This is a genomic window from Actinotalea subterranea, from assembly GCF_008364845.1.
Taxonomy (GTDB): Bacteria; Actinomycetota; Actinomycetes; order Actinomycetales; family Cellulomonadaceae; genus Actinotalea; species Actinotalea subterranea.
The window spans coordinates 284,169-308,347 of sequence record NZ_VTTP01000004.1 but is presented as its reverse complement, the minus strand read 5'-3'; the positions used below and the strand labels follow the sequence as shown (position 1 = coordinate 308,347).

Here is a 24,179-nt window from a genome sequence, read left to right as displayed (position 1 = left end):
TACGCTCACTGTCATGGGCATCGAAGCCGACCCGGCTCTGCGCGCGGCGCGCATGCGTTCCGTCGAGGAGCATGTCGCCGCCGTGCTCACCGGCGCCGGGCCGACCCCGGTGGAACGGGTGCCGCTCACCGACGCGCTCGGGCTGGTGCTCGGGCAGGATGTCGCCTCCCTCGTCGACCTGCCGGGCTTCGACAACTCCGCGATGGACGGCTACGCGGTGCGGCTCGCCGACGTCGCGGCGGTGGCGCCCGGCGAGCCCGTGGTGCTGCCGGTGTCGGACGACGTGCCGGCGGGGGACGGGCGGTCCGTCGTGCTCGCGCCCGGGACCGCGGTGCGGATCATGACCGGCGCGACGGTGCCGGAGGGGACGGACGTGGTTGTCCCGTTCGAGGACACCGACCGCGGCACGACGACCGTCGCGATCCTCGCCGTCCCCCGCGCCGGCCGGCACGTGCGGCTGCGTGGGGAGGATGTGACGACCGGCGCGACGGTGCTCACCGCCGGGACCGTCGTCGGGCCCGCCCAGGTGGGTCTGCTGGCGGCGTGCGGGCACACGCACGTGCCCGTGCACCGGGCGCCGCGCGTCGTCGTGCTGTCCACCGGCTCCGAGCTGGTCCCCGCCGGTCGCCCCCTCGCGCCCGGTCAGATCCATGACTCGAACCGGCCGATGCTCGTCGCGGCGGCCCGAGCCCTGGGCGCGCTGGTGACGACCGCCCCGGCGATCCCCGACGTGCCGGGCGCCCTGGCGGCCGCCGTGCGCGAGCACCTGGAGGGTGCCGACGTCGTGATCACCAGTGCGGGGGTCAGCGCGGGTGTGTACGACGTGGTGCGCGAGGACCTCGTGACGCTCGTCGACGCCCCCGCCGACGTGCAGCTCGTGCACGTCGCGATGCAGCCCGGAAAGCCCCAGGGGCTGGCCTGGGTCGGCGAGCGGCGGGTGCCGGTGCTCGGGCTGCCCGGCAACCCGGTGAGCGCCTACGTCTCGTTCCACCTGTTCGCCCGGCCGCTGCTGCGGCTGCTGGCCGGGCACGTGACACTGTCGGCGCCGGTGGTCGGCGCGCGGTTGACCCAGGCGGTGTCGCACAAGTCCGGCCGTCGCGCCTACCTGCGGGTGCGGCTGACGGCGGGCGCGGAGGGCTGGCTGGCGACGCCGGTCGGCGCCAACTCCTCCCACCTGCTCGGTGCGCTCGCCCATGCGGACGCCCTGCTCGTCGTCCCGGAGGACGTCACGCACCTGGAGGCGGGTTCGTCGGCGCGCGTCGTCGTCACCGAGCCCGGCGCACTGGAAGGGAGGGTCCCGTGACCGACGAAGCCCGTCTGACCCACGTGGACGAGCACGGGGCGGCCCGGATGGTCGATGTCGCCGGCAAGGCGGTCACCCTGCGGACGGCGACCGCCCGCGGGCGGGTGATCGTGTCCCCTCGCGTCGTCGCGCTGCTGCGCGGCGAGGGGGTGCCCAAGGGTGACGCGCTCGCGGTGGCGCGCATCGCCGGCATCCAGGCGGCCAAGCGCACGCCCGACCTGGTCCCACTCGCTCACCCGATCGCGATCCACGGCGTCACGGTCGACCTCGAGGTGACCGACGAGGGCTTGGAGATCACCGCGACGGTCCGCACCGCCGGCCGCACCGGCGTCGAGATGGAGGCGCTGACCAGCGTCGCGGTCGCCGGCCTGGCGCTGGTGGACATGGTAAAGGCCGTGGACCGTGGCGCCGTGATCAGCGACGTCCGCGTCGTCGCGAAGGCGGGCGGGAGGTCGGGCGAGTGGCTCCGACCGGGCGAGTGAGCCGGCGGGCGCTGGTCGTCACCGTGTCGACACGGGCCTCGGCCGGCGTGTACGCCGACGAGTCGGGGCCGGCCGCGGCCCAGACGCTGCGTTCGCTCGGGTTCGACGTCGGCGACGCGGTCGTCGTGCCGGACGGGCCGGCGGTCGGATCCGCGCTGCGGGACGCCATCGACGAGGGCTACGCGCTCGTCGTCACCACGGGCGGCACCGGGCTGGCGCCCGACGACGCCACGCCCGAGCAGACCGCGCCGCTGCTGGACCGGCCCGTGCCGGGTCTGGCGGAGGCGGTGCGGACGGCCGGCGTCGCGGCGGGTGCGACCGCGGCGGTGCTCTCCCGCGGCGTCGCGGGGCTGGCGGGCCGCACCCTCGTGGTCAACCTGCCGGGGTCGACGCGTGCCGTCCTCGAGAGCCTGGCGGCGGTCGGGGCGGCGCTGGTGCATGCGACCGAGCAGGTCGCGGGCGGCGACCACCCGCGGCACGGGCACGGTCCGGCCCGGTAGGGCCGTCGTTCAGTAGCGCGGCAGAGCCGGGTCGACCTCGTCCACCCAGGCCAGGACGCCGCCCCCGAGGTGGCTCGCCCGGGACAGGCCGCGTTCGCGGGCCCGGCGCAGCACGTCGGCGGAACGCACGCCGCTGCGGCAGTAGAGGATGACGTCCCGGTCGCGTGGCAGCTCGTCGAACGCCTCGTCGTCGGCGAACAGCCCCTGCGGCACCAGACGCGACCCGGGGATGGCGACCAGCGCGTGCTCGTCGGGCTCCCGCACGTCCACCAGGTCGAAGTCCTCCTCGCCGCGCTCCCGGGCCGCCAGCCGGCCCGCGAGCTCCGTCGCCGCGATCGTCGGGAGCGCGACGTCGCACACCTCGTCCTGGTCGGTCAGCTCGGTGATCACCGGCGTATCCGGCGACGGCCGCAGCGGGACGTGCCGCCACGTGCCGGCCAGAGCGTCGAGCACCGCCATCCGGCCGAGCAGGGGCTCGCCGACGCCCATGACCAGCTTGAGCGCCTCGATCGCCATCGCCGACCCGACCGCGCCGCACACGGCACCCAGCACGCCGGCCTGCGCGCACGACGGGACGGTGCCGGCGGCCGGGGGGCGCGGGAAGACGTCGCGGTACTGGATGGCGCGGTGCCCCTCCGGCGGCGCGGACCAGAAGACGGTCACCTGCCCGTCGAACCGCAGCACCGACCCCCACACCAACGGCTTGCCGGCGAGCACGCACGCGTCGTTGACCAGGTACCGCGTCGGGAAGTTGTCGCAGCCGTCGACGACGAGGTCGTACCGGCTGACCAGGTCGAGCGCGTTCGAGGCGTCGAGGCGGATCGGGTGCCGTTCGACCACGACGTGCGGGTTGGTCCCGGCGACCGTCTGCGCCGCGCTGTCGACCTTGGGGAGGCCGACCGCCGACGTCGGGTGCACCACCTGGCGCTGCAGGTTGGAGGTGTCGACGGTGTCGAAGTCGACGATCCCGAGAGTCCCCACGCCGGCGGCGGCAAGGTAGAGCAGCACCGGGGAGCCCAGCCCACCGGCGCCGACCACGAGCACGCGCGCGTTGCTCAGCCGGCGCTGGCCCTCGTCACCGACTCCGGGAACCAGGACGTGCCGCGAGTACCGCGTCAGCTCGGCCGTGCTGAGGGACGGGCCGGGCTCGACGAGCGGCGGCAGGGGCATCGGGAACTCCTTCGGGACGGCGCCGTGGGTGGCGACGGCTTGACGCTAGGCACGCAGCGGCGCGACGGCGCGGGCCGTACGTCCCGCGCGTCCGTCGTCGGGTGTGCGATCCCTGCGCGGATCGACGCCCCCGCACGGCATTCAGAGGTGGGCGGCCAGGAGCTCGGCGAGGTGGCCCCCCTGCACGCCTGCCGGCTGGGCGGCCTGGCCGCGGCAGGAGTAGCCGTCTGCCAGGTACACGTCGCCGGGAGCCGCGGCGTCCAGGGCGTCAGCGGCGCGTGGCGCGCCACCGCGACCGAGACATCGTAGTGGCCCTTCTGCATGCCGAAAGTTGCCCGCCGGGCCGCAGGCCGCAGCACCCGGCCAGCTCGGGGAACTGAGCGCCGGCCTGTGTGAGCAGCGTGCGGTCCGCGGTGTACGTCATCACCGAGTAGTGGTGGTAGTGCGGCTGCACGACCGCGGTGACGGATGTCAGTGGGGCAGTCTGCAGCTGTCCCCCGGGCCCACCGGCGACGGGGCCGTGAGCAGTTCGGCCGTGGTGCGTGTCTCCCGGGCCACGGCGGCCGCCCGGGGGTCGTCCGGCAGCAGCTCGAGCAGGTCGCTGCGCAGCACGCCGGTGCACGACGGCTCCAGACCGACGATCGGGATGCCGTTCACCGCGAACGGGCCGAGCACCTCCAGCAGGTGCCGCAACCGGCTGCGGGCGCCGTCGAGCGGACCGGTGGTGATCCAGGTCAGGCCGCAGCAGGCGCCATGATCACTGACCAGCACCTCGAACCCGGCGGCGCGCAGCACCGTGACCGCGGCGTGCGGCACGGACGGGCTCATCGTGTCCGAGAACGAGTCGGTCCACACCAGCACCAGCCGGCGGGTGGCAGGGATACCGGCGTCGGTCGACCCGACCCGGCCCCGGCCGGGTCCTGGCCGATCGCCGCCGGCTCGTCGGGGCTCGACACGATGCGGACGTCCGGCGACGAGCTCGCCGCCCCGCGACACGGCTTGGTCGCGAAGTCGGCCATGTGGCGGCGGGTGTCGAGGCCACCGGCCCTGAGCACGGCCCGGTCGAGCGGCCGGGCCCGCAGCAGGGCGTTGACCACGGACGGGAGCCCCGACGCGGCCGTCACCAGCCGGGTCCACACAGCAGCCGGCCCAGCACGTGTGGTCCACCGGTCGCAGCCGCCGCCGAAAGGGTGCGGTAGAGCACCTTGGCCTTGTAGGCGGCCATGTCGACCTGCGCCGGGCAGTCGGACGAGCAGGCCTTGCAGGCCAGGCAGAGGTCGACTGCGTCGTGCACCTCCGGCGACGACCAGCCGCGGGTGACGAACGTGCCGGGCCAGGTCGGTGTGCAGCGACTTCGACAGCTACCATCCGATCACGCGCCGGGAGAACACGTCGATGACGAACGCCGCGCGGGCCCATCCGGAGAACGTCCGGCAGTACGTGATGTCCGCGACCCACAACTGGTCCGGGCCGGTCGCGGTGAAGTCCCGGTCGACCAGATCCGGGCGGGTGTCCGGCCCGGCGCCGGGGACCGTCGTGCGCGAGGCCCTTGGCGCGGGTGATGCCGCGCAGCCCGGCCGCGCGCATCAGCCGGTGGACCGTGCAACGTGCGACCCGGTGGCCTTGCCGGTTCAACTCGGCGTGGATCTTGTTAATCCCGTAGACGCCGTAGTTCTTCGCATGCACCTTCTTGATCAGGGTGGTCGTCGCGGCGTCGCGGATCGACCTGGCCGACGGTGGGCGGGTCTTGGCGGCGTAGTAGGTGCTCGGGGCGACCTGCAGGCAGATCGGCTCGACCCCGAGACGGTCCTTGTCCTCGTCGAGGCCGACGATCACTTCAATCGGCGGTCGAGCTCCGCCGCGGCGAAATACGTCGACGCCGTCCGCAGGATCGGCGGATTCAAGCGGTCGGTGCAACGGGCCCTGTGAGATGAGGCGGAAGCCGATCACGGAAGGGTCCGGATGCAGGGTAAGCATGGTCATCTCAGTCGGGAGCAGAAGCAGCTCGCGCTGCGGTTGCACGCGAAGGGCTGGCGGCTGGTCGACATCGCGCGGGAGATCGGGTGCAGTGCGCCGATGGTCGGGCTCATGGTCCGCACCGGTCGCCACATGGGCGCCAAGCCGTTCGGGTGGATCCGCGGTCGGGGTGCCTGACGATCGCTGAACGTGAGCAGATCCTGGTGGGACTGGCTCAGGGCCTGTCCTTGACCGCGATCGCTGGGCGGCTGGGCCGTGCGGTATCGACCATCAGCCGGGAGGTGGCCCGCGCCGGCGGCCGGGAGAAGTACTCGGCGTGGGGCGCCCACGAACACGCCCGCGCCCAGGCCCGACGCCCCAAGCCGTTCAAGCTCGCGACGGGCCTGCTGCTGCAGGAGGTCGCCACGAACCTCGAGCAGCTGTGGTCGCCGCAGGAGATCTCCGCCCGCCTATACGGTTGGAGCATCCTGGCGCCCCGGAGATGCACGTGAGCCACGAGACGGTCTACCAGTCGCTGTTCGTCCAGGGCCGCGGACAGCTGCGCCGTGAGCCGCTCGCTGCCTGCGCTCGGGGCGGACCGCGCGCAAGCCCCGCACGGCCGTGGACGGACGTGGACGGATCCCCGGCATGGTCATGATCAGCGAACGTCCTGCCGAGGTCGAGGACCGCGCCGTTCCCGGGCACTGGGAAGGTGACCTCATCCTGGGCGAGCAGAGCCGCAGCGCCGTCGGGACGCTCGTGGAGCGTTCAACCCGACTCACGCTCCTGCTGCCCCTGGGCGAGGGCAAGAGCGCCGAGCAGGTCGAGGTCGCGATGCGCGAGGCGATCACCGCGCTACCGGTGTCGCTGAGACGCACGATCACCTGGGACCAGGGCGCGGAGATGGCCAAGCACGTCGCGTCCACCGCCGCGATCGGCATCCCGATCTACTTCTGCAACCCGCACTCACCCTGGCAGCGCGGCAGCAACGAGAACACCTATTGGTGCAGGCTGAGAACGCGGGACTCCCCCGATGGGAGGAGTCCGGCGGGACCGTCGGGTGACTCTGAGAACACGTGCCGGAAGGCTCGCCGTTGACATGTCCACGACGGTCCACAGGGCGAGGGCCCTGGCCGGGAGTGACTTGATAGAAGCCTGCTGAGCCGTCAACTCGCAATAGGTCTGTCCCCCGGTCACGGCCCTCGCGTCTGCCCCGTCATCGGCGACCTCAGACAGGAGGACATCTCTCGGCGCTTTCGAGATCGCGGGCTATGACGTCGCCAGCCCAACGGCCTTGTGGCGACGCCACCGCGCCCACGCAGGCATCGGCAGGCAGGCCTTCCGGGACTACTACCGAGGCAACCACCAGGGAGTCGGCATCCTCGTTAGGGACCCGCGACGCCTCGTGCGCGCTCTTCGCCTGCAGGACCTCGATCCGACGCTTCGCCCTCCACAGTCGTTCCAGTACGTGGACCTGGCCCCGTGGCGGAACGCAACAGTGCCTGGCGTTCTAGCCAAGGGGCCGCGTCCCCGGCTCACGCACGCGAACTGGTAGCGGTCCAGTAGGGCGTGCGTCCGCCAGATCGGTCAGGGCCGATCTTCACGCGGTACTCCGTCGGGGGTGCCCCGTCCGCGGCACTGCGTTGTGCGCGAGAGGGGGTTGCTGCAGACCCGCGCGTCAGCCTGACGCACGCCGTCCACAACTTGCCTGACGCGCCGGGTCATCCACGACTCTCCGGTCCGTCAGGCATTTGTCGAGGCTGACTGAGGAGCGTTCCAGGAGTCCGTTCGACTCCTGGAGGCCACGATGTCCGCCGTCCCCGACCCGATCGCCCGACCGTCCCGGCCAGCCCCACCGGGCCCGGAAGCGCCCGCCCCAGCCATCCCGCCGCCAACACTCACCCAGCCGCGCGAGAACAGCACGCTCCTCGCCTGGCTCGCCCAGATCGACCTCGACGGCTGGCACAGCGAGGCCGGCCGGGTGCTCATGACCTACATCCGCGAGTCGCTCGTCCGGCCCCTCGCGGTCGACCTGGGCATGCGCGGGGCAGCCTCGGGTCAGGCGGAGGCCTCCGCATGGGAGGACGTGTGGGAGGTGCTGACCAGCCCGTCGCTGCGCTCCGCCGCCTCACCGTGGGGCGTGGTCTGGTCCGCCGCTCGACATGCGATCCTGACCGAAGCGACCTGCGCCCGCTACCCGACCTCCCCGCGCAGGGCCTGGCAGCTCGCCAACGCCGACGGCGGCGAGGCCACCAAGCCCGTGGTCCGGCTGGACGATCTGAGGCAGGCCGAGATCCCGCAGGTCGGGCGGGACGGGAACCGGCTGCGCAACACCGACGCGATGGACACCGCCATCGACGCCCTGGTCGCCGCCGGCTGGCCCGAGGGCCAGGCCGCCGTGATCGTCGAGGACGTGCTCCACGACACCCCGACCACCCGGAGCACCCGGTGGACCCGACGCGCGCACGGCTGGACGACCTACGGCTGGCGGGTCATGGCCGATCGGCTCGGTCTCCCGGCGTGGCAGGCCCGGCGCCTGGTGATCGTCCTGCGCGGCACGGCGGACAACCCTGGCCTCCTGCCCCGCCTGATAGGGGCTGGCGGCTCGCTCACCATCGACGATGAGCTGCGCGCCGCGCTGCGCTCGACGCGGGTACGCAACCGTCCCTCGCCGGTGCTGCCCCTCCCGGATGACGAGCTGACCAGCGCGATCCGCGCCCGCGCGAGCTGAGCTCGCCACCGCTCCATAGGCAGGACCCCTCATGTTGGTCGTCCTCGCGCACCCCTTCATCTATGGGGCTCACACGACGACGAACGGCGGCACGGCTATCCACAGACCGTGGAAGCACGGTTGCGCCATGGTCAAACCGGGTGTGTCATGGGGGCTTCCGACCGCAGGGCGCCATGGGGCGGCGCCCTGAGGACTGGCGGCCGATCATGTCGCTGAACAACTTGTCCAAGGTCATCGCGGGGGCGCTCATCGTGTCCACCGCAACCCTTCTCGCGGCCTGCACCGGGCCGGATGACACGCCCATGACGACGCCGCCCCCCAGCCCCACGACAACCGCGACTGCAACCCCCAGCCCGACGCCTACGACCGACCCGGACGTCGCAGCAGCAGAGGTGGCGATCCTCGAGGCCTACCGGGGCTACTGGGCGACCAAGGTCGCGATCCTCGCCGACCCTGCCGTCGAGCCCGATGGGACACTCGAGGCCTACGCGGTCGACACCGCCCTGACCGACGTCTACTCGACCGTCCTCGACTTCAGGTCCGACCGGATCATGATGGTCGGCGAGCCGATCCTGAGCCCGACGGTCACCGAGGTCGTGACCGGACCCGAGGGCACCGCGACGATCGCGGATTGCGTCGACGTTGCCGACTGGCAGCCGGTGTTCCGCGACACGCTGGACTCAGCCGCTGCTCCCGGGCAGGCGACTCGCGTCTCCGCGACGGCCACCGCCTACTTCTACGACGACCGCTGGACCATCCGGACCTACGTCGTGGACCGGGAAGCGCCGTGCTGACCGCCGCCGTGCTCGCCCTCTCGGCCGCCCTGGGCATGCCGTCGGCCGCCGCCACCGAGACCACCGTCGTCTGCGATCCGCACCGCGAGACCTGCACCGTCACCGTGGTCACGCCGCCGACCCCCGGCGGCTCGACCGGCGGCGGCGACACTGGCGAGGCGCGAATGTGCACCTGGCACACCGGAGAAGTCGTTCCGTGCTTCTCCGAGACGTTTGGCTGGTTCAACGACGCAGACCGCTGCTACTACGACCTGCTCACGCCTCAGCCGGACGCGTCGAACCTCGCCTGGGATGGTCACTACCCCGACGGCGCGATCTATGTGGTGACCTGCAGTGGGCTGCCGTTCGGTGGTTCCGGAGGGGGCTGGACCTGGCTCGCCACCACGCCGCCGGGTTTCGGCGACGTCGGGATCACGCCGGCGCAGATGGCGCAGCGGGCGGTCGACCAGATGCGCCTGACCGGTCCGGCGATCCACCTGACGATCGCCTCGGACCAGACAGGTCTGGTCGGCGTCCCTGTCTGGCTCTGGACCGACGTCACTCCGACCACGTGGGGGCCGAACTCGGCGACCGCGTCCGTGCCGGGCCTGTCAGTGACCGCCCGCGCGCAGGCGACGCAGATCGTCTGGGACATGGGCGACGGGAACACCCGCGTGTGCACCGGACCTGGCACGCCCTACAGCGACGGCGCCGTCCGCTCCCCCACCTGCGACTACCAGTACGAGCGATCGTCGGCCGGCCTGCCGGACGACGCCTACCCCGTCACCGCCACCACGACCTGGGAGGTCACGTGGTCCGGCGGCGGCACATCAGGGTCGCTGACCGTGACCCGGACCTCGGCGACGACGGTCCGCATCGGCGAGCTGCAGGTTCTCGTCACCGGCTGAGCACCACCGACGTGGAAGGGGCCCGACATGGCTACCACGACAACCACCGGTACCCGCACGACGGGCGCCACCCACCAGCCCCGCCTCGCCGCTGCGCGCCCGCGCCGTCGCCGTGGCGTGATCGCCGGCGGGTTGATGGTCACCGCCCTCGCGGGTGCCCTCGTGGCCTGGCTCGTCGGCGCGGCCGGCGGACGGACTGATGTGCTCGTGGTGGCACGCGACGTCCCCTACGGCCAGACGCTCGTCGCCGGTGACCTGACGCTCACCGCCGTGGCGGTCGACACCCTGGTCGAGACCGTTCCGGCAGACCAGCTCGACGCGATGCTCGGCCTCGTCGCGGCAACCGACCTGCCGGCCGGCGCCCTACTGTCGCCCGCCCAGGTCACCGCCGATGCGCCGCCGGGCGACGGCGAGGTGCTCGTGCCACTCCCGGTCAACTCCGAACGACTGCCTGCCGGCGGCGTCCAAGCCGGCGACCGCCTCCTCGTGGTGGACGCCCCGACTGCCGGCGCGGACCCGCTGCCCACCGCACCGCGGACCTTCGAGGTGACAGTGATCCGCCTGGGCGAGCCGGACATGAATGGGCTGAGCGTGCTCGACGTCGCTGCCGACGAGAACGACGGCGCGGGCCTGGCCGCGCGCGCGGCGTCGGGTCGGTTCGCCCTGGTGCTCCTGGACGCCGGGGACCGGCCGTGACGTGCCTGGTGCTGTGCTCGGCGTCGGGGGCACCGGGCGTGACGACCGCGGCGCTGGCTCTGACGTGGGTGTGGCCGCAGGTCACGGACCGACGGGCCCTGCTGGTCGATGCCGATCCGTCGGGCTCGGGCCTGCTCGGTGGCGCGCTCGCGGCTCGGGTCGCGACCGAGGCCGGGGTGCTCGCCCTGGCCGGTGACGTCCGCGCCCCGGACGCAGCCGACGTCCTCGCGCACACCGTCGCCCTCGATCCAGATGCCACCCGCCTGGTGCTGCCCGGGATCAGCGACCCGGTCCAGGCACGCTCGCTGGCCGCGTTGTGGGCGGCTCTGCCGGACCTGGCGAGCGACCTGCATCACCAGGCCACCGACGTGATCGTGGACGCCGGTCGGGTAGGGCACGCCGAGGAGCCCACTGGCCTGCTCGCCGAGGCGGATGCGCTGCTGCTCGCGGTGAGCCCCACTGTTCCGGCCGTCGTGGCCACCGCTGCGGCCATGCGTCGCCTCACCGCCCTGCGTGCACCTCGGCCCACTCCCGTCCCGCTCGTCGTCGGTGAGCGGCACCCCTACACGGCTCGTGAGGTCGAGCGAGCGTTGCGGACACCGGTGGCGACGCTCGCCCTCGAGACCCCGGCTGCTGACGCACTCAACGCCGGCGAGGCGCCCACCGGGCGATGGGAGCGTTCCGTGCTGCTGCGCTCGGCTCGCGCCCTGGCCCAGTCCGTGCTGGCCGGGCTCCCGGCAGGGGTAGCGCCATGAGCGACCACGACGAGCTCCCCCGGCGCGACCATCGCGGTGCGCCCGAGCCCCGACCACTGCACGCGGTGCCGACTCCACCCGAGCCGGATGATGCCCCGGACCCCGCCGTTGTCGCCGACGTCCGGCGCGTGGTCGCCGAGGCCCTGGCCGCCCGTCTGCAAGCCGAGCCGGTCAGCGACGACGCCGCGCGACGCGAGCTGGCCCGCGGACTGATCGCCGGCGAGCTCGCCGAACGGCGCCGCGCCCGGGTCCGCGCCGGTTCCCCGACGTGGTCCAGGCAGGCCGAGCTGCGCACGTCGGCGGCGGTGATGGCCGCGCTGTTCGGCGTCGGACGCCTGCAACCCCTAGTCGACGACCCCGACGTGGAGAACATCGAGGTCGACGGGCACGCCAACGTGTGGGTCTGCTACGCCGACGGCCGTGAGGTCGCGCACCCCCCGATCGCCGACTCCGACGCCGAGCTCATCGAGATCCTCCAGCTACTCGCCGCTCGTGCCGGTGGCGCCGAGCGGATGTTCTCCCCCGCCCACCCCGCCCTCCACCTGCGTTTGCCTGACGGTTCCCGCCTGGCGGCCGTGGCGTGGACCGTGGCGCGCCCGCAGGTGGTCATCCGTCGTCACCGGGTCCGGGACGTCGACCTCGACGACATGGTCCGCCTCGGCACCCTCGACACGGTGCTGGCCGCCTTCCTTCGCGCCGCGGTGCGAGCGGGGCGCAACATCATCGTCACCGGACTGCAGAATGCCGGCAAGACCACCCTGATCCGGGCGCTGGCCAACGAGTTCGGCCCGCAGGAGCGGTTTGCCACGATCGAGAAGGAGTACGAGCTCCACCTCGACGACCTGCCGGGTCGCCACCCCCGGGTCGTGCCGATGGAGGCGCGCGAGGGTTCGGCGGAGACCGATGCCGCCGGGCGTCGCGCCGGGCAGGTCACCTTGTCGGACCTGGTGACGGATGCCCTGCGGCTGAACCTGCGGCGGATCATCGTCGGGGAGGTGCGCGGCGCCGAGGTGCTGCCGATGCTCGAGGCGATGTCGACCGGCGACGGGTCCTTGTGCACGCTTCACGCCCGCACGGCGCAGCACGGCATCGACCGGATCGTCACGTTGTGCCTGTCGGCCGGGATCCAGATGACCGAGACCTTCGCCTACCGGTTGCTGGCCGGGTCGGTCGACCTGATCGTGCACATCGAGCTGCTTGACGACGAGGCCGGCAAGCACCGTTTCGTCTCCCAGGTCGTGGAGATCAACGGTCTGGGCGAAGGCTCACGGCCCACGACGACGACGGTCTTCGGCCCCGGCGAGGACGGTCGCGCGGTCCCGCTGCACCATCCCGAGTCCCTGGCCCGGCTGGTGCGCGCGGGCTTCGACCCGAGCCTGCTCGCCCACCGGGCCGGCACGTGGGCGCCCTGGCCGCTGCACAGGGGTGATCCACGATGAGGCCACTGCTCGGCGGCCTCGCGGGTGCTGCCGCCGTGGCGGGCCTGCTCCTCGCGTTCGCCGGATGGCGCGGGACGACCGACCTGCTGCCACCTCTGCCTCGTCGCACACGACGCACCACACCGACGGCCGGCTGGGCACGGTGGCGTTGGCCCATCGCGCTCGCCGCGGGCGCGTTTGTGTGGGCGATCTCGCGCTGGCCGGTCGCCGGAGCCTTGACCGTGACCGCCGTCGTCGGCCTGCCCGTGCTGCTGTCCACGACCAGTGCCGCGCAGGCACGGATCACTCGGGTGGAGGCGATCGAGGAGTGGACCCGGCGCCTGTCTGACGTGCTCACCTCCGGCACCGGGCTGGAGCAGGCGATCACCACCACCGCGCGTTCCTGCCCCGCACCGCTGCGCACCGAGGTCGGCGCGCTCGTTGCTCGGCTTGCAGCAAGGTGGCCCACCGAGCGGGCGCTCCGCGCCTTCGCGAGAGACCTGCACGACCCGGCTGGAGACCTCGTGGTCGCCGCACTCATGCTTGCCGCGCACCGGCGCGGACCGGGTCTGGCCTCGGTGCTCGCGGGTGTCGCCGGTTCGGTCGGTGAGGACGTCGCCGCCCGCCGACGGATCGAGGCGGAGCGGGCCCGGCCGCGCACGACGGCGAAGGCCGTGACCGTGATCACCCTGGGGATGCTCGCCGTCGGTGCGGTCAACGGCTCCTACCTGGCGCCCTACGGCGACCCGCTCGGCCAAGTCGTGCTCGCGGTCATCTCCGCCGGCTTCGTGGGCTGCCTGCTGTGGATGCGACGCCTCGCGCTGCCCGCCCCCGAGCCTCGCTTCCTCGCACCGACCAAGGAGCCCACATGACCGCCTACCTCGCCCTCGCCGCAGGGCTGCTGCTGGCCGTCGGGATCGGCATGGTCGTCGTCGGCTTCACTCCCCGACGACCGGATCTCGCGTCGGCCGTCACCCTGTTGCTGCCCGACCCTGACGCACCCATGGCCCCGTCTGTCGACGCCCACGTCGGCGCGCGCGGGTGGCTCGTGCGGGTGCTGCTCCCCGGGGCCGCCGAGCGTCTGGGCCTCGCCCGGTTCGGCGCCGACCTGCGCCTGCTGGACCGCACGGTGGAGCACCTCGCGGCCCAGAAGCTCGGCTACGGGTTGCTCGGACTGATCTTCCCGACCGTGCTCACCGGTCTGCTCACCGTTGCCGGGATCCGCGCCCCGGCGGCCGTCCCGCTGGCGGTGGGCATCGTGCTGGGTGGTGTGCTGTTCTGGATCCCCGACCTGATGGTGCGCCGCGAAGCCACTGCGACCCGCTCCTCGATGCGCGCGGCCATCGGCGCCTACATCGACCTCGTCGCCCTGGAGCGGCTGGCTGACGCCGGCACCACCGAGGCCCTGGATCGGGCCGCCGCCATCGGCGAGTCACCCGAGTTCGACCGCTTGCGAGACGCACTCCTGCGCGCCCAGCTGGCCGGACGCCCCGCATGGACCGGCCTGGCCGAGCTCGCCGAGCGGACCGGGGTCGTCGAGCTCGGCGACCTCGCCGACATCATGGCCGTCGCCGGGCACGACGGCGCCGCCGTCTACGCCACCCTGCGCGCGCGTGCCGCCTCGCTGCGGACCCAGCTCCTCACCGCGCAGGTCGCCGACGCCAACGCCGCGAGCGAGCACATGGTCGTCCCCGTGTCCCTGCTCGGCCTGTGCTTCATGGCGCTGGTCGCCTACCCCGCCTTCGTTCGCATGATGTTCGGCTGACCTCGAGAGGAACGACCATGCCCCTGACAGTGATGCTCACCGTCCTGACCGGCTACCTCGCCAGCGCCCGCCGCGCGGTCCGCGAGCGGGTCGGTCCCGCCGACGACACCGGGGCGTCGACCCTCGAGGTCGTCATCCTCATCCTCGGGTTCATCGCCCTCGCGGCGGCCCTGGTCGCCGTGGTCACCGTGGCCGTCAACCGTCGCCTGGACCAGATCACCTGACCATGGGTGACCACCGCGAGCGACTGCGCGCAGCACTGCGGCGCGACGACGGATCAGTCAGCCTCGAGCTGGCGATCGTCTTCCCCGTGCTGCTGCTGATCGTGGTCGCCCTGCTGCAGTACGGCCTCTGGTTCCACGCGCGCACCCTGGCCCAGGCCGCCGCCGCCGAGGGCGCGACGGCAGCCCGTACACAAGGGGCGGTCCTGGACGACGGTCGTACTCGGGCCGAGGCGTTCCTCGCCGAGCACGCCGGGGACCTGGTGCTCGATTCAGCCGTCAGCGTCACCGCCCCGAGTCCCGGGCACGTCGCCGTCGAGGTGCGCGGACGCTCCCTCTCCCTCCTGCCGCTCGTTCCTGGTCCGCAGATCGTCCAGTCCGCCCAGGGCCCCGTCGAGCGATTCACGACCCCGGGCGAGCCCTGATGCGCGCCCTCCGCCGTCGGCTGCCCGCCGCAAGGGACGACCGCGGGTCGGTGACCCTGGAGCTCGCCATCCTCGCGCCGGCCCTGCTGCTCGTCCTCGGAGCGCTCATCCTGGCCGGACGGGTCCAGGTCGCCGGCGGAGCCGTCGAGCAGGCCGCTCGGTCCGCAGCCCGCGAGGCATCCCTGGCCCGTACCCCGGACCAGGCCCGCGAAGCCGCCGTCGCCGCGGCCGACCGCGAGCTCGCCGCTGCCGGGATCGACTGCGCCACGACGGCGGTCAGCGTCGACGTCACCGGCTACCGGGCGCCGGTGGGTCAGGACGCCGTCGTCCGCGTCTCCGTCGAGTGCTCGGTGTCGATGGCCGATCTGGCCATCCCGGGCCTGCCTGGAAGTCGGACGATGGGCGCCGAGGGCGTCTCTCCGCTGGACAGGTTCAGGTCACGATGAGCCGCGCCAGGCAGTGGGTGATCCGGCGGATCGGCGCAGCCGGCGGTCCTGAGCGAGGTTCCATCTCAGTGTTCGTCGCCGTCAGCATGGTGGGGCTGCTGCTCATCATCGGCCTGATCGCCGACGGTGGGGTGAAGGTGCGGGCCGTTCAGGAGGCCGACGCCCTCGCCGCCGAGGCCGCCCGAGCAAGTGGGCAGGCCATCGACCTACCGGCTGCAGTCGGCGGCGAGCCGGTCCGGGTCGACCGGCAGGCAGCCGCCAACGCGGCGAACGCCTACCTCACCGCCGCCGACGCTCCGGGACAGGTCTCAATCTCCCCGGACGGCCGCGACCTGGAGGTGTCCGTGACCCTGACGCGCCCCACTGCCTTCTTGTCCCTCATCGGCATCACGCAGGTCACCGTCACCGGGCACGCCTCGGTCACGCTCGTCCACGCCGTCACCGGAGACCAACCATGACGACCACCCACCGCGCCAGCACCGCACGCTCACCCCAGACGAGAACGCCGTCGCGAAGGCGAACTCCGCGGCAGACGGCGGCCGGGCTCGGTGCAGCTCTCGCGCTGCTTGTCGGCGTCGTCGGCGTCCCACTCGTGCTGTGGATGGTCGCGCCGATCGGGCTGCCACAGGCATGGCCGGTGTGGAGCGAGGTCCTGCACATCGTCATGCGTCCCGACGACGGGCGACTGGCCGTCGCGGCGATCCGCCTTGTCGCCTGGCTGGCCTGGGCAGCGTTCACGTACGCCGTCGTCATCGAGACCCGCGCTGCGCTGCGCAACACCACCGCCCGACCGGTTCACGCCCTCGGGCTCGTCCAGCGCACCGCCGCCACGTTGGTCGGGGCTGCGCTGCTCACTCTGGCCGGCCCCACGCAGAGCCCGATGGCGGTGGCCGGCCCTGAGACTGTCGCTGTTCAGCTGGTGCCTGACGCGGCCGGCGGCCACGCCGTCAGCCTGACGCGCCCACCGTCGGCGATCCGCAGCGAGTCTCCTCCGGCGCCCGCTCCGCGTGCGGAGGATCGGTTGCCGGTCGTCACCGTCCAGGACGGGGACAGCCTGTGGTTCCTCGCCGAGCGTCATCTCGGCGCTGGCGGCCGCTACCCCGAGATCCTGACCCTGAACCTGGGGCGGGCTCAGTCCGACGGGCGGGCCCTGACCGACGCGCACGACATCGAGCCCGGCTGGCAGCTCCGGCTGCCCGCCGACGCCGTCGACGTCCCGGACGCGCCAGCGCCATCGGCCACCGCTGAGCCGCCAACACGCGTGGTCGTCGTTCCAGGCGACACGCTCTGGGACCTCGCCGCGACCCACCTCGCGGATGGTGCGCGGTACCCCGAGATCGTCGCGCTCAACCTTGGCGTGCGGCAGCCTGACGGAGACGCGCTCACAGACCCCGACCTGATCCGCCCCGGCTGGATCCTCACCCTGCCGTCGGCGGTCGAGGGCGGTCAGGCTGACGTGGCCGTCGTCGAGCCGCCCACCTCCGCGCCTGTGCCTGACGCTGACTCGGGTATCGCCGGCCAGCCTGACGCGCCGCCGGCGGACTCCGTCGTCCCCGAGCCTGACGCTGCCACGTCCGCTCCCTCACCCCTTGTGATCAGCCAGCCTGACGCGCTCGACCATGTGCCTGACGCGCACGCGGACCAGCCTGACGGGAACGGCGCCGCCAGCGACGGCGAGCCTGACGCTGCTGCTGTCCCGTCGGGTTTGGTGCTGGGCCTGACGAGCCTCGCGGCCGCTGGCTTGATCGGCGAGCTCGCCCGACGCCGTCTCCTCCAACGCCGAGTCCGCCGCACCGGCAGGCAGGTGCCTCGACCCGTGCCGGGCTCACCGGCCGACGACGCCGAGCGCACCTGGCGATCCACCCCCACGCCGCTGTCGCTCGCGCAGTTGCGCACTGCTCTCGACGACCTCGCCGACGCCTGCTTCGCGTCCGAGCGGGACCTGCCCCGAATCGGCGCGATCGAGGTCGGCCCCCAGCGGGTGGTCCTACACCTCGTCGACGAGGACGCACACCCCGTTGCACCGTTCATGAGCGACGGCCCAGCCACCTGGACCGCGCCCACCGCGACTCTCGCCGCTCTCACGTCGGTCGACCGCCGAGATGTCCCCGAGCCCTACCCCGCCCTCGTTGCCCTGGGCCACACCGACCACTCGACCGTGCTGCTCAACCTCGAGGCGGCGGGCACCCTGCGGGTTGTCGGCGACGCAGAAGCGGCCGGCGGTGTGCTGCGCGCGATCGTCGCGGAGCTCGCCACCAGCGAGCTCTCCGGCCGGATCGGGCTGACCGCAGGTGACGAGTTCGCTGCCCTGGCCCGCGCCTGCGCACCGTCCCGACTCCAGGCCCCGCCCCCGCCGGGGGCCGCCGTCCAGCTCGCCGATCGTCTCTCCGGCACCACCCGGACCCTGCACGGTCAGGGTCTCGACGACACCCTGCAGGCACGGTCGGATCGGATCAGCCCCGATCAGTGGCTCCCAGTCGTGTTCGTCGACGACGTGCCTGACGCCGCTCCCTGCTCGCCGTGGAGCGGCTCCGTCCTCATCACGCCCGCCCCCGGCCCGGGCGGGTGGACTCTGACCGTTGAGGGCAGTGGCAAGGCGCGCCTCGACGCCCTGGGATTGCCCTTCTTCGCAGCCCGGCTCGAAGCGGCCGGACTCGACCTGATCACCGAGCTCCTCGTCACCGCAACGCCGCCTCCCCTTGATGCGCAGCCCTTGCTGGAGCCCGACTCCTACCCCGGGGCCCGAGCCGCACTTGGCTCCCTGCCTGCGCCTCGCCCGCCGGCCGCGTCGGACCCGTACACCGGCGACGAACCGCCGGGCCTGCGGATCAACGTGTTGGGTGTGATCGACATCCAGAACATCCCCACCGGCGAGCACCTCACCGCCCGGCAGACCGAGCTGCTCGTCTATCTCGCCCTCAACGGGCAGACCACCGGTGCTGCAATTGACGAGGCCCTGTGGCCCGGGACACGGACCGACGGCGTCGCTCGCTGGGGCCTGGCGTACCGGGCACGCCGGATCGTCCTAGAGGCGAACCTCCCCCGGACTGAGAAGGGAGAGTCGCTGCGTCTCGGCGACGCCGTCACTACCGACTGGGACGACTTCCGGAGGCTCGCGCTCGGCGGCCTCGACGCCGGGCCGGAAGGTCTCGACGAGCTCCGGGCCGCACTCGCGCTCGTCCGCGGTCGACCGCTCACTGGGATCCCGCCCGACGCCTACGCATGGGCCGACCGCGACATCGACTCGATGATCAACACGATCGCCGACGTCGCCCAGACGGCAGCCCGGCTGCTGCTCGACACCGGCGACTCCCGCGGCGCACTGAGCGCGGCCCGGGCCGGACTCAGCGTGGACCCTTGCTCCGACGAGCTCTGTGATGCCGCAGTGAGCGCCGCCCTGGCCCACGGGGATCCGGACGAGGCCGCGCGGATCAAGGCGCGCCAGACGGAGGTGCTCGCCGAGCTCGATGGCGAGTACGCGTAGCGGCAGCTCCACTTGCGCCTTCGGCGAAGGACGCTCGGCGCGCCAATGCGGCCGGAGATGTCGGCGGCCGGTCGTACTGTCAAGTGTGGGCCGAGGGCACCTCGTCCTTGAAGAGTGAGGAGCCAGCGGTGGCGACCAAGACGGTGTTCTACTCCTTCCACTACAAGCGCGACGTGAGCCGCGTTCAGCTCGTGCGCAACATCAACGCGCTGGAGGGCCAGCCCCTGCTCAACGCCCAGCAGTGGGAGGAAGTGAAGCGACGCGGCCAGAAGGCCGTCGTCGACTGGATCGACACCGAGATGCGCCACAAGCGCGCCGTCGTCGTCCTCATCGGGCAGGAGACGGCCAGTCGTCCGTGGGTGATCTACGAGATCCAGAAGGCGTGGAACGAGAAGAAGCCCCTGGTCGGGATCCGCATCCACAGCCTCTCGTCTTTCGGCAGCGCCGACCGCCCGGGCGCGAACCCGTTCGACAAGGCTTCCGGCGTCAGCGGAGTCCCGATCTTCGATCCTACGAGGACGGACTGGCGAGGGGACGTCGACACGAAGGCGAGCTATGCGAACCTCGTCAGCAACCTGGAGGGCTGGGTCGCCCAGGCGAAGGCCCGCATGTGGTGAGCGTGCCGTGCGAGTTCTGCGCGATTGTCGAGCGCGACGATCCCGACGTCCGGGAGGTGTATCGCGACGAGAACGTGGTCGCATTCTTCCCGACCGAGCCCGCAACTCTCGGACACGTTCTCGTCGTGCCTCGACGGCACGTGCCGGACATATGGCGGCTTGAGCCCGATGAGGCGTCCCAACTCTCACGGGCGGTGCTGCTGCTGGCCGATGCGATCCGCGAGGCACTGATGCCGGAGGGACTCAACGTCATTCAATCGAGTGGCGCGGTCGCCACGCAGACGGTTCAGCACCTCCACGTCCACCTCGTGCCTCGCCGGCCAGACGACGCGATGGGGCCGATCTGGCCGGTGCAGGCAAGCTACTCGGAGGCATCGAAGGATCACGCGATGTTCGGGGTCCGTAGCGCAGCGCAGCGACTCAGAGCAGCAGCCGAACCGCCGCTCGCCCCGGAGGACCGGCGCAAGCACCTCGACTACATCCAAGCCGTGGTCACCAGGCAATCGGCGGCTTCTTCGTCGGCGAAGGGTTGGCTGCTCCCTATCATTACGGCCACGTTCGGTTTCGCGCTCACTCAGGGCTCCTGGCCGCTGGCAGCCCTGGGCATGGTGGCCGTGGTGCTGTTCGCGTACCTCGACGCCAACTACCTCCGGAGCGAGAGGCAATTCCGCAGGCTCTACAACACCGTCGCGCGCTCCAGCCGCCGGGTCCCGCTGTTCACGCTCGACCCCATTGATGCCGATGAGCCCCTTCCTGCCGACGCACAGGCGGTCTCGAAGTGGAAGAGGGCCGTTCACAACTACGTGCCGGATCGGCCGATCTGGGCCTCGTGGTCGATCGCCCCGTTCTACATCGCACTGCTCGTGGTGGGTGCGGGGGTCCTTCTCGTATCGGCCTTCTAGGACCGGCCGTGTGGTCCCCCGATGCCTCAACACTTCCCAGTTCGTCCGCGCTCCGAGTGCGCAGGCACGAGCGCGACCTGCCAGCGCGCGGGCGGACCCCGTCGCCATCGCTAGTGCAGAGCTTCGGTCTCCTCGGTGTCATCGGTGGTGCCCTCTGGCTCTGGGAGAGGCAGGCGACGACGCTCACGAAGCTGGCGAACGTCGACGTGCTGAACGACTGGGGTGACGTCGAGGATCTGGTAGAGCATGGCGTCGAGGAACTGGTCCGGCCGGAGCGACGCCGGGACGTCGTCGACGTTCACGGTGACAACACGATCGGACACGGGCAGGGTGTCGTCCCAGTGGACGAGGGCGAGGCCGGTGGCGGTATAGCCGCCCCTGGCGTCGGTGTCGCGAAGCTTGCTCATCATGTCCTTGGTGCGCTCCCACGCATCCTTCTCGGTGGTGAGGATGGTGTCGCGCTGCAGGAAGAAGAAGCCGGTTGCAGCGAGGGGGTACCGGCCGCGGAGGTTTGCCGCGTCGCCGTAGGCCTCCTCAAACCGGTTAGGCAGGTTCTTCCCGAACGAGGACACCTGCGCCTTGGTGCTCAACAGCAGTTCCGGGCCGCGGTCCCATCGTGCGATGCAGACGTCGATCTGCTTGTAGTACGCCCGGCCCAGGACCCTGGCATCTGAGGGCCCCACAGCCGTGATGCGTTCGAGGTGAGGCCTCACCTGATCGCCTAGCCCCTTGGGGAGCTTCTCAACGAAGAGCACGACGTCGCGTGGCAGAACCCGGGGCCGGGTGGCCCGCGGCCACACCTCGTCGGAGAGGAAGCCGGCCCGACGCAGCTCGTGTGCAAGCCAGGCGTCGATGCCCTTGGCGAAGCGTCCGGACTCCGACACGCTGCCGCTCTGGATCGGGTACGTGAGCAGCCGGCCGAGCAGGTCGTAGTCGGGCCCATAGCGGGGTGGCTCCCCTTGCTCGTGCAGCCAGGGGTCGCTCAGGATTGTGGCGGCAAGCTCTGCGTCGAACGCGCTGAGGGCGTCTTCCTTGCTCACGTTGTGCCTCCCTTCCCACGCCCGGCTAGCACCATGGCGTGCGGTGAGACGCTGTCTCTTGCACTCGCGCCCCGGGCACGCCTCCGCGCGGCGAGCATTGCATAGGCCTGCTCAAGCTCGCTGATGCCAGCGGAGTCGAGGGCCACCCCGTCGTGCAGCACGATTCGGTCGACGAGTCGCACGGCGTCCAGGAGCCGACCGGCGCGTAGGTAGTCGCGCACGCGCGGACGAATCGCTCGCAGAGCGTCGGCGCACCTCTCCACGCACCCCGGCGACGGCACCGGCAGGTCGTCAGCCTCGCGGGGTTCGAGCTTGAGCATTCCGCCGCCGTACGCGCGTCCGACAATCTCCGCTCCGACGAGAGTGACCGAGTTCAGCGACGCCAAGGGCAGGAGCTCGCGTCCAAGAACCCGGTTCTCCTCGGTCAGGTAGACGCCGTGCACGCTGTTCAGGTGACGTGCTCCGGCCGTGTTGGTCGTGAGCCGTGGAGTGTCGGCGTTCATGTACGTCAAGAGCAGGTCGGCGGGCGCGACCAGGGGCACTCGCCACCACGGCGTGCGCACCCGGCACTTGTAGGCCGTGTCGACTCCGCGCTTCTCGCCCTCGTGGATGTACGCGCGAGCGGCAGTGCCGGGTTCGCCGCTCGGGCGGAAGAGGAGTGTCGCCGAACCCTGAATACCGAGCTCACTGCGCATGTGCGCGGTGAACGAGAGCCCGCGCAAGTGCCGGCTCCCGGGGGGGCTCAACTCCAGCAACTCGTCGGCCGCGAGACCAAGGTCGGCAGCCTGGCCGGGCGAGAGCGTGAAGAACTTGTTCGCACCGGTGACCATCCCGAGGGTGGTCTCACCCCAGGTGTGGAGCGTTGAGAAGGCCTCGCCCGCGGTCGCGGCCGCGTAGGCCGCCGCGCTAGCGGACGGCAGCAGGGCCGAGGTCCACTTCCCGCTGGTCGTAGCGGGCGTCCACAAGGAGGCCGTGTCCGGGTCGAGCGCAGCAAGAGCATCGGCATCCTGCACCTGCAGCAGCTCGCAGTGGTCGGTTCCTCCGGTGCCCTCGGCGAGTAGCAGCACAACGTCCTCGAGCACTCCAGGAAAGATGCGCTCTGTGAACAGCACCAGGCGGACACGGGCGAAGCGCCGCATCAGAAACCCGCGTACCTGGGCCGCGTAGTTGACGGAGAGCAGTTCCGCGGGGAGCACAAGCCCGAGGCGCCCGCCCGGCTTCAGGAACAGCGCGGAGTGCACCGTGAACGCCGCCCAGGAGGAGGCGAGCCCAGTAAGGGCAACCCCGGCGTGCAGCGCGGCACGCCGCGATGCGGCACGATCCGCGCCCGCGAAGTCCTGGTACCGGACGTACGGCGGATTGCCGATCACGGCGTCGTACACGGGAGCAGGCTCCACTGTGAAGAAGTCGCTGACGCGGATGCGCGCATCGGCGCCCGCATCGTGCAACACCACGCGGGCGGCACGCGCCGATGCGTCGTGCAGCTCGACCCCGTCGAGAGATCCTTCGCCGCCCTCGGTCGGTAGTGTCGCGAGCCGCTGGTGTGCGGCGAGCAGGAAGGCGGCTTCACCGCATGAAGGCTCGAGCACCCGGTCGGTCGCGGTCCGCACCGCCCAGCGGACAACGTAGTCCGCAACCTCTGGTGGGGTGAAGAAGGCCCCGCGCGACTTCCTCAGCGCGTCGGTGTCGACCTGCTCGGCGATGCTCACGGTCGAAGTCTCGCCTACGCGGGCGCCTGGTCGTCGCCGTACGGCCCGGTTGCGGGCGTCGTGTCTCGGAGAGGCGTGTCGGCGGGGAGGTTCTTGGCCAGTCTCACGACCTCGTCGCGACTGAGAGGACGGCGCAGCGCGTGGTAGAGCGGCGCGCTGGCCACCTGAGTCACGCCTTGCGGTGCGCCGCGACGGGGAGCCGTTGTGCCCTCCCAGGTGCACGCCAGATCGGCTGCCGACATGTGAGGCACGACGCGGATGCCCGCCGGCGCGAGGTGGTAGCGCTCAAACTGATCGAACTCGTCCGGGCAGGCACAGACGCGCGCACGCCATGACCCCGCCTTCGTCCAGGTCAGCTCGAAGAGCACAGCCCCGTCTCTGCTCACGAATCCCGACACAGAGCGATCTTCGCAGCGACTACCGACACTCCGATGGTCGTGCGCCGCACATCGCCCCCCCAGATTGGTCGCCCCCCAGGTTGGTCGCCCCCCATGTTGGTCGCCCTCTCGCACCCCTTCACGTAGGGGCTCCCGCACTCCGCGGGGCCCACGGGGTACACGGAGGCGGCCATGGTGGCATCGGTGCTGGTTGAGGCGCTGCGCGCGGAGGACCCGGGGATCACCCCCAACTCGACGGGACTTCCCGGCCTGGCGGTCGTGCAGCAGGTCGTCGGCGCACTCCTGACCTGGGGACTGGTCGCCTGTGTCGCCGGCCTCGTGGTCTCGGTGATCATCTGGGCACTCGCCCATCACCAGGGCAACTACGCCTACTCCTCCGGCGGCAAGACCGGCGTGATGGTCGCGGCGGGCGGCGCGCTGCTGATCGGTGGCGCTAACGCGATCGTGACGTTCTTCTCCGGCCTGGGCGCGGGGATCTGA

The 24,179-nt window shown here is 72.0% G+C and carries 24 protein-coding genes, 2 pseudogenes and 1 other annotated feature; of the genes and pseudogenes, 20 read left to right on the top strand and 6 right to left on the bottom strand.

Annotated elements, in window-relative coordinates; all coding sequences use genetic code 11:
• The first annotated feature begins 13 nt into the window (after window positions 1-13).
• From FZ988_RS10105 to FZ988_RS10095, 3 genes are read left to right on the top strand one after another with little or no spacing between them, the layout of a single operon-like run.
• Complete coding sequence (locus FZ988_RS10105; protein WP_246169396.1) at window positions 14-1,303, top strand: molybdopterin molybdotransferase MoeA; 1,290 nt, start codon at window positions 14-16, stop codon at window positions 1,301-1,303.
• 47 nt (window positions 1,304-1,350) lie between these two features.
• A complete protein-coding gene (gene moaC / locus FZ988_RS10100; RefSeq protein ID WP_223145099.1) occupies window positions 1,351-1,785 on the top strand; it encodes a cyclic pyranopterin monophosphate synthase MoaC in 435 nt (144 codons plus the stop codon).
• 23 nt (window positions 1,786-1,808) lie between these two features.
• Window positions 1,809-2,285, top strand: a complete 477-nt coding sequence (locus tag FZ988_RS10095; protein ID WP_246169394.1) for a MogA/MoaB family molybdenum cofactor biosynthesis protein — start codon at window positions 1,809-1,811, stop codon at window positions 2,283-2,285.
• 9 nt (window positions 2,286-2,294) lie between these two features.
• On the opposite strand, the gene moeB is transcribed toward FZ988_RS10095, so the two are convergent.
• The 3 genes and pseudogenes from moeB to FZ988_RS19230 all read right to left on the bottom strand — a co-directional run.
• A complete protein-coding gene (gene moeB, locus FZ988_RS10090) occupies window positions 2,295-3,455 on the bottom strand; it encodes a molybdopterin-synthase adenylyltransferase MoeB (RefSeq protein ID WP_149203877.1) in 1,161 nt (386 codons plus the stop codon).
• A 471-nt stretch (window positions 3,456-3,926) separates the two neighbouring features.
• On the bottom strand, window positions 3,927-4,316 hold the full coding sequence (locus FZ988_RS18975) for a (Fe-S)-binding protein (protein ID WP_246169393.1): 390 nt from the start codon (window positions 4,314-4,316) through the stop codon (window positions 3,927-3,929).
• A 747-nt stretch (window positions 4,317-5,063) separates the two neighbouring features.
• Window positions 5,064-5,432: pseudogene (locus FZ988_RS19230) on the bottom strand (IS3 family transposase); the annotation flags it as partial.
• Window positions 5,223-5,330: a sequence feature (AL1L pseudoknot), on the bottom strand. Its footprint overlaps the pseudogene before it by 108 nt.
• On the opposite strand from FZ988_RS19230, the pseudogene FZ988_RS10080 reads away from it, so the two are divergent.
• The 16 genes and pseudogenes from FZ988_RS10080 to FZ988_RS10005 form a co-directional block, all read left to right on the top strand.
• Window positions 5,418-6,410, top strand: a pseudogene (locus FZ988_RS10080) (IS30 family transposase); the annotation flags it as partial. The pseudogenes FZ988_RS19230 and FZ988_RS10080 sit on opposite strands and share 15 nt — an antisense overlap.
• A gap of 808 nt (window positions 6,411-7,218) precedes the next feature.
• A complete protein-coding gene (locus tag FZ988_RS10075; RefSeq protein WP_149203875.1) occupies window positions 7,219-8,142 on the top strand; it encodes a hypothetical protein in 924 nt (307 codons plus the stop codon).
• 206 nt (window positions 8,143-8,348) lie between these two features.
• Complete coding sequence (locus tag FZ988_RS10070) at window positions 8,349-8,936, top strand: hypothetical protein (RefSeq protein ID WP_149203874.1); 588 nt, start codon at window positions 8,349-8,351, stop codon at window positions 8,934-8,936.
• Window positions 8,930-9,823: a hypothetical protein gene (locus FZ988_RS10065; RefSeq protein WP_223145088.1), complete on the top strand. Its 894-nt coding sequence runs from the start codon at window positions 8,930-8,932 to the stop codon at window positions 9,821-9,823. The genes FZ988_RS10070 and FZ988_RS10065 overlap by 7 nt, the downstream gene beginning before the upstream one ends.
• A 27-nt stretch (window positions 9,824-9,850) precedes the next feature.
• Window positions 9,851-10,519 carry an SAF domain-containing protein gene (locus FZ988_RS10060; protein ID WP_149203873.1) on the top strand — a complete coding sequence of 223 codons (669 nt, stop codon included), beginning with the start codon at window positions 9,851-9,853 and terminating at the stop codon, window positions 10,517-10,519.
• Complete coding sequence (locus FZ988_RS10055) at window positions 10,516-11,274, top strand: hypothetical protein (protein WP_149203872.1); 759 nt, start codon at window positions 10,516-10,518, stop codon at window positions 11,272-11,274. Before FZ988_RS10060 ends, FZ988_RS10055 begins: the two co-directional genes overlap by 4 nt.
• Window positions 11,271-12,713 carry a TadA family conjugal transfer-associated ATPase gene (locus FZ988_RS10050; protein WP_149203871.1) on the top strand — a complete coding sequence of 481 codons (1,443 nt, stop codon included), beginning with the start codon at window positions 11,271-11,273 and terminating at the stop codon, window positions 12,711-12,713. The genes FZ988_RS10055 and FZ988_RS10050 overlap by 4 nt, the downstream gene beginning before the upstream one ends.
• Entirely contained in the window at window positions 12,710-13,564 is an 855-nt protein-coding gene (locus FZ988_RS10045; RefSeq protein ID WP_149203870.1) for a type II secretion system F family protein, read from the top strand. Before FZ988_RS10050 ends, FZ988_RS10045 begins: the two co-directional genes overlap by 4 nt.
• Window positions 13,561-14,457 carry a type II secretion system F family protein gene (locus FZ988_RS10040; RefSeq protein ID WP_149203869.1) on the top strand — a complete coding sequence of 299 codons (897 nt, stop codon included), beginning with the start codon at window positions 13,561-13,563 and terminating at the stop codon, window positions 14,455-14,457. The genes FZ988_RS10045 and FZ988_RS10040 overlap by 4 nt, the downstream gene beginning before the upstream one ends.
• Window positions 14,458-14,474: 17 nt before the next feature.
• Window positions 14,475-14,681 carry a hypothetical protein gene (locus FZ988_RS10035; protein ID WP_149203868.1) on the top strand — a complete coding sequence of 69 codons (207 nt, stop codon included), beginning with the start codon at window positions 14,475-14,477 and terminating at the stop codon, window positions 14,679-14,681.
• 2 nt (window positions 14,682-14,683) lie between these two features.
• Complete coding sequence (locus FZ988_RS10030; RefSeq protein ID WP_149203867.1) at window positions 14,684-15,103, top strand: TadE/TadG family type IV pilus assembly protein; 420 nt, start codon at window positions 14,684-14,686, stop codon at window positions 15,101-15,103.
• A complete protein-coding gene (locus tag FZ988_RS10025) occupies window positions 15,103-15,549 on the top strand; it encodes a TadE/TadG family type IV pilus assembly protein (RefSeq protein WP_149203866.1) in 447 nt (148 codons plus the stop codon). Before FZ988_RS10030 ends, FZ988_RS10025 begins: the two co-directional genes overlap by 1 nt.
• A 68-nt stretch (window positions 15,550-15,617) precedes the next feature.
• The gene (locus FZ988_RS10020) at window positions 15,618-16,007 is read left to right on the top strand and encodes a pilus assembly protein (protein ID WP_223145087.1); all 390 of its coding nucleotides are present in this window, start codon (window positions 15,618-15,620) and stop codon (window positions 16,005-16,007) included.
• Between the two features lie 143 nt (window positions 16,008-16,150).
• On the top strand, window positions 16,151-19,033 hold the full coding sequence (locus FZ988_RS10015; protein WP_188079058.1) for a LysM peptidoglycan-binding domain-containing protein: 2,883 nt from the start codon (window positions 16,151-16,153) through the stop codon (window positions 19,031-19,033).
• 128 nt (window positions 19,034-19,161) lie between these two features.
• A complete protein-coding gene (locus FZ988_RS10010) occupies window positions 19,162-19,650 on the top strand; it encodes a TIR domain-containing protein (RefSeq protein ID WP_149203863.1) in 489 nt (162 codons plus the stop codon).
• Complete coding sequence (locus FZ988_RS10005; protein WP_246169389.1) at window positions 19,644-20,552, top strand: HIT family protein; 909 nt, start codon at window positions 19,644-19,646, stop codon at window positions 20,550-20,552. The genes FZ988_RS10010 and FZ988_RS10005 overlap by 7 nt, the downstream gene beginning before the upstream one ends.
• 110 nt (window positions 20,553-20,662) lie before the next feature.
• Here the strand turns inward: FZ988_RS10005 and FZ988_RS10000 are convergent, their stop codons facing one another.
• From FZ988_RS10000 to FZ988_RS09990, 3 genes are read right to left on the bottom strand one after another with little or no spacing between them, the layout of a single operon-like run.
• Window positions 20,663-21,592, bottom strand: a complete 930-nt coding sequence (locus FZ988_RS10000; RefSeq protein WP_149203862.1) for a hypothetical protein — start codon at window positions 21,590-21,592, stop codon at window positions 20,663-20,665.
• A complete protein-coding gene (locus FZ988_RS09995; protein WP_149203861.1) occupies window positions 21,589-23,301 on the bottom strand; it encodes an HsdM family class I SAM-dependent methyltransferase in 1,713 nt (570 codons plus the stop codon). The genes FZ988_RS10000 and FZ988_RS09995 overlap by 4 nt, the downstream gene beginning before the upstream one ends.
• Window positions 23,302-23,315: 14 nt before the next feature.
• Window positions 23,316-23,669 carry a hypothetical protein gene (locus tag FZ988_RS09990; RefSeq protein ID WP_149203860.1) on the bottom strand — a complete coding sequence of 118 codons (354 nt, stop codon included), beginning with the start codon at window positions 23,667-23,669 and terminating at the stop codon, window positions 23,316-23,318.
• A gap of 201 nt (window positions 23,670-23,870) precedes the next feature.
• On the opposite strand from FZ988_RS09990, the gene FZ988_RS09985 reads away from it, so the two are divergent.
• Complete coding sequence (locus tag FZ988_RS09985) at window positions 23,871-24,179, top strand: DUF6112 family protein (RefSeq protein WP_149203859.1); 309 nt, start codon at window positions 23,871-23,873, stop codon at window positions 24,177-24,179.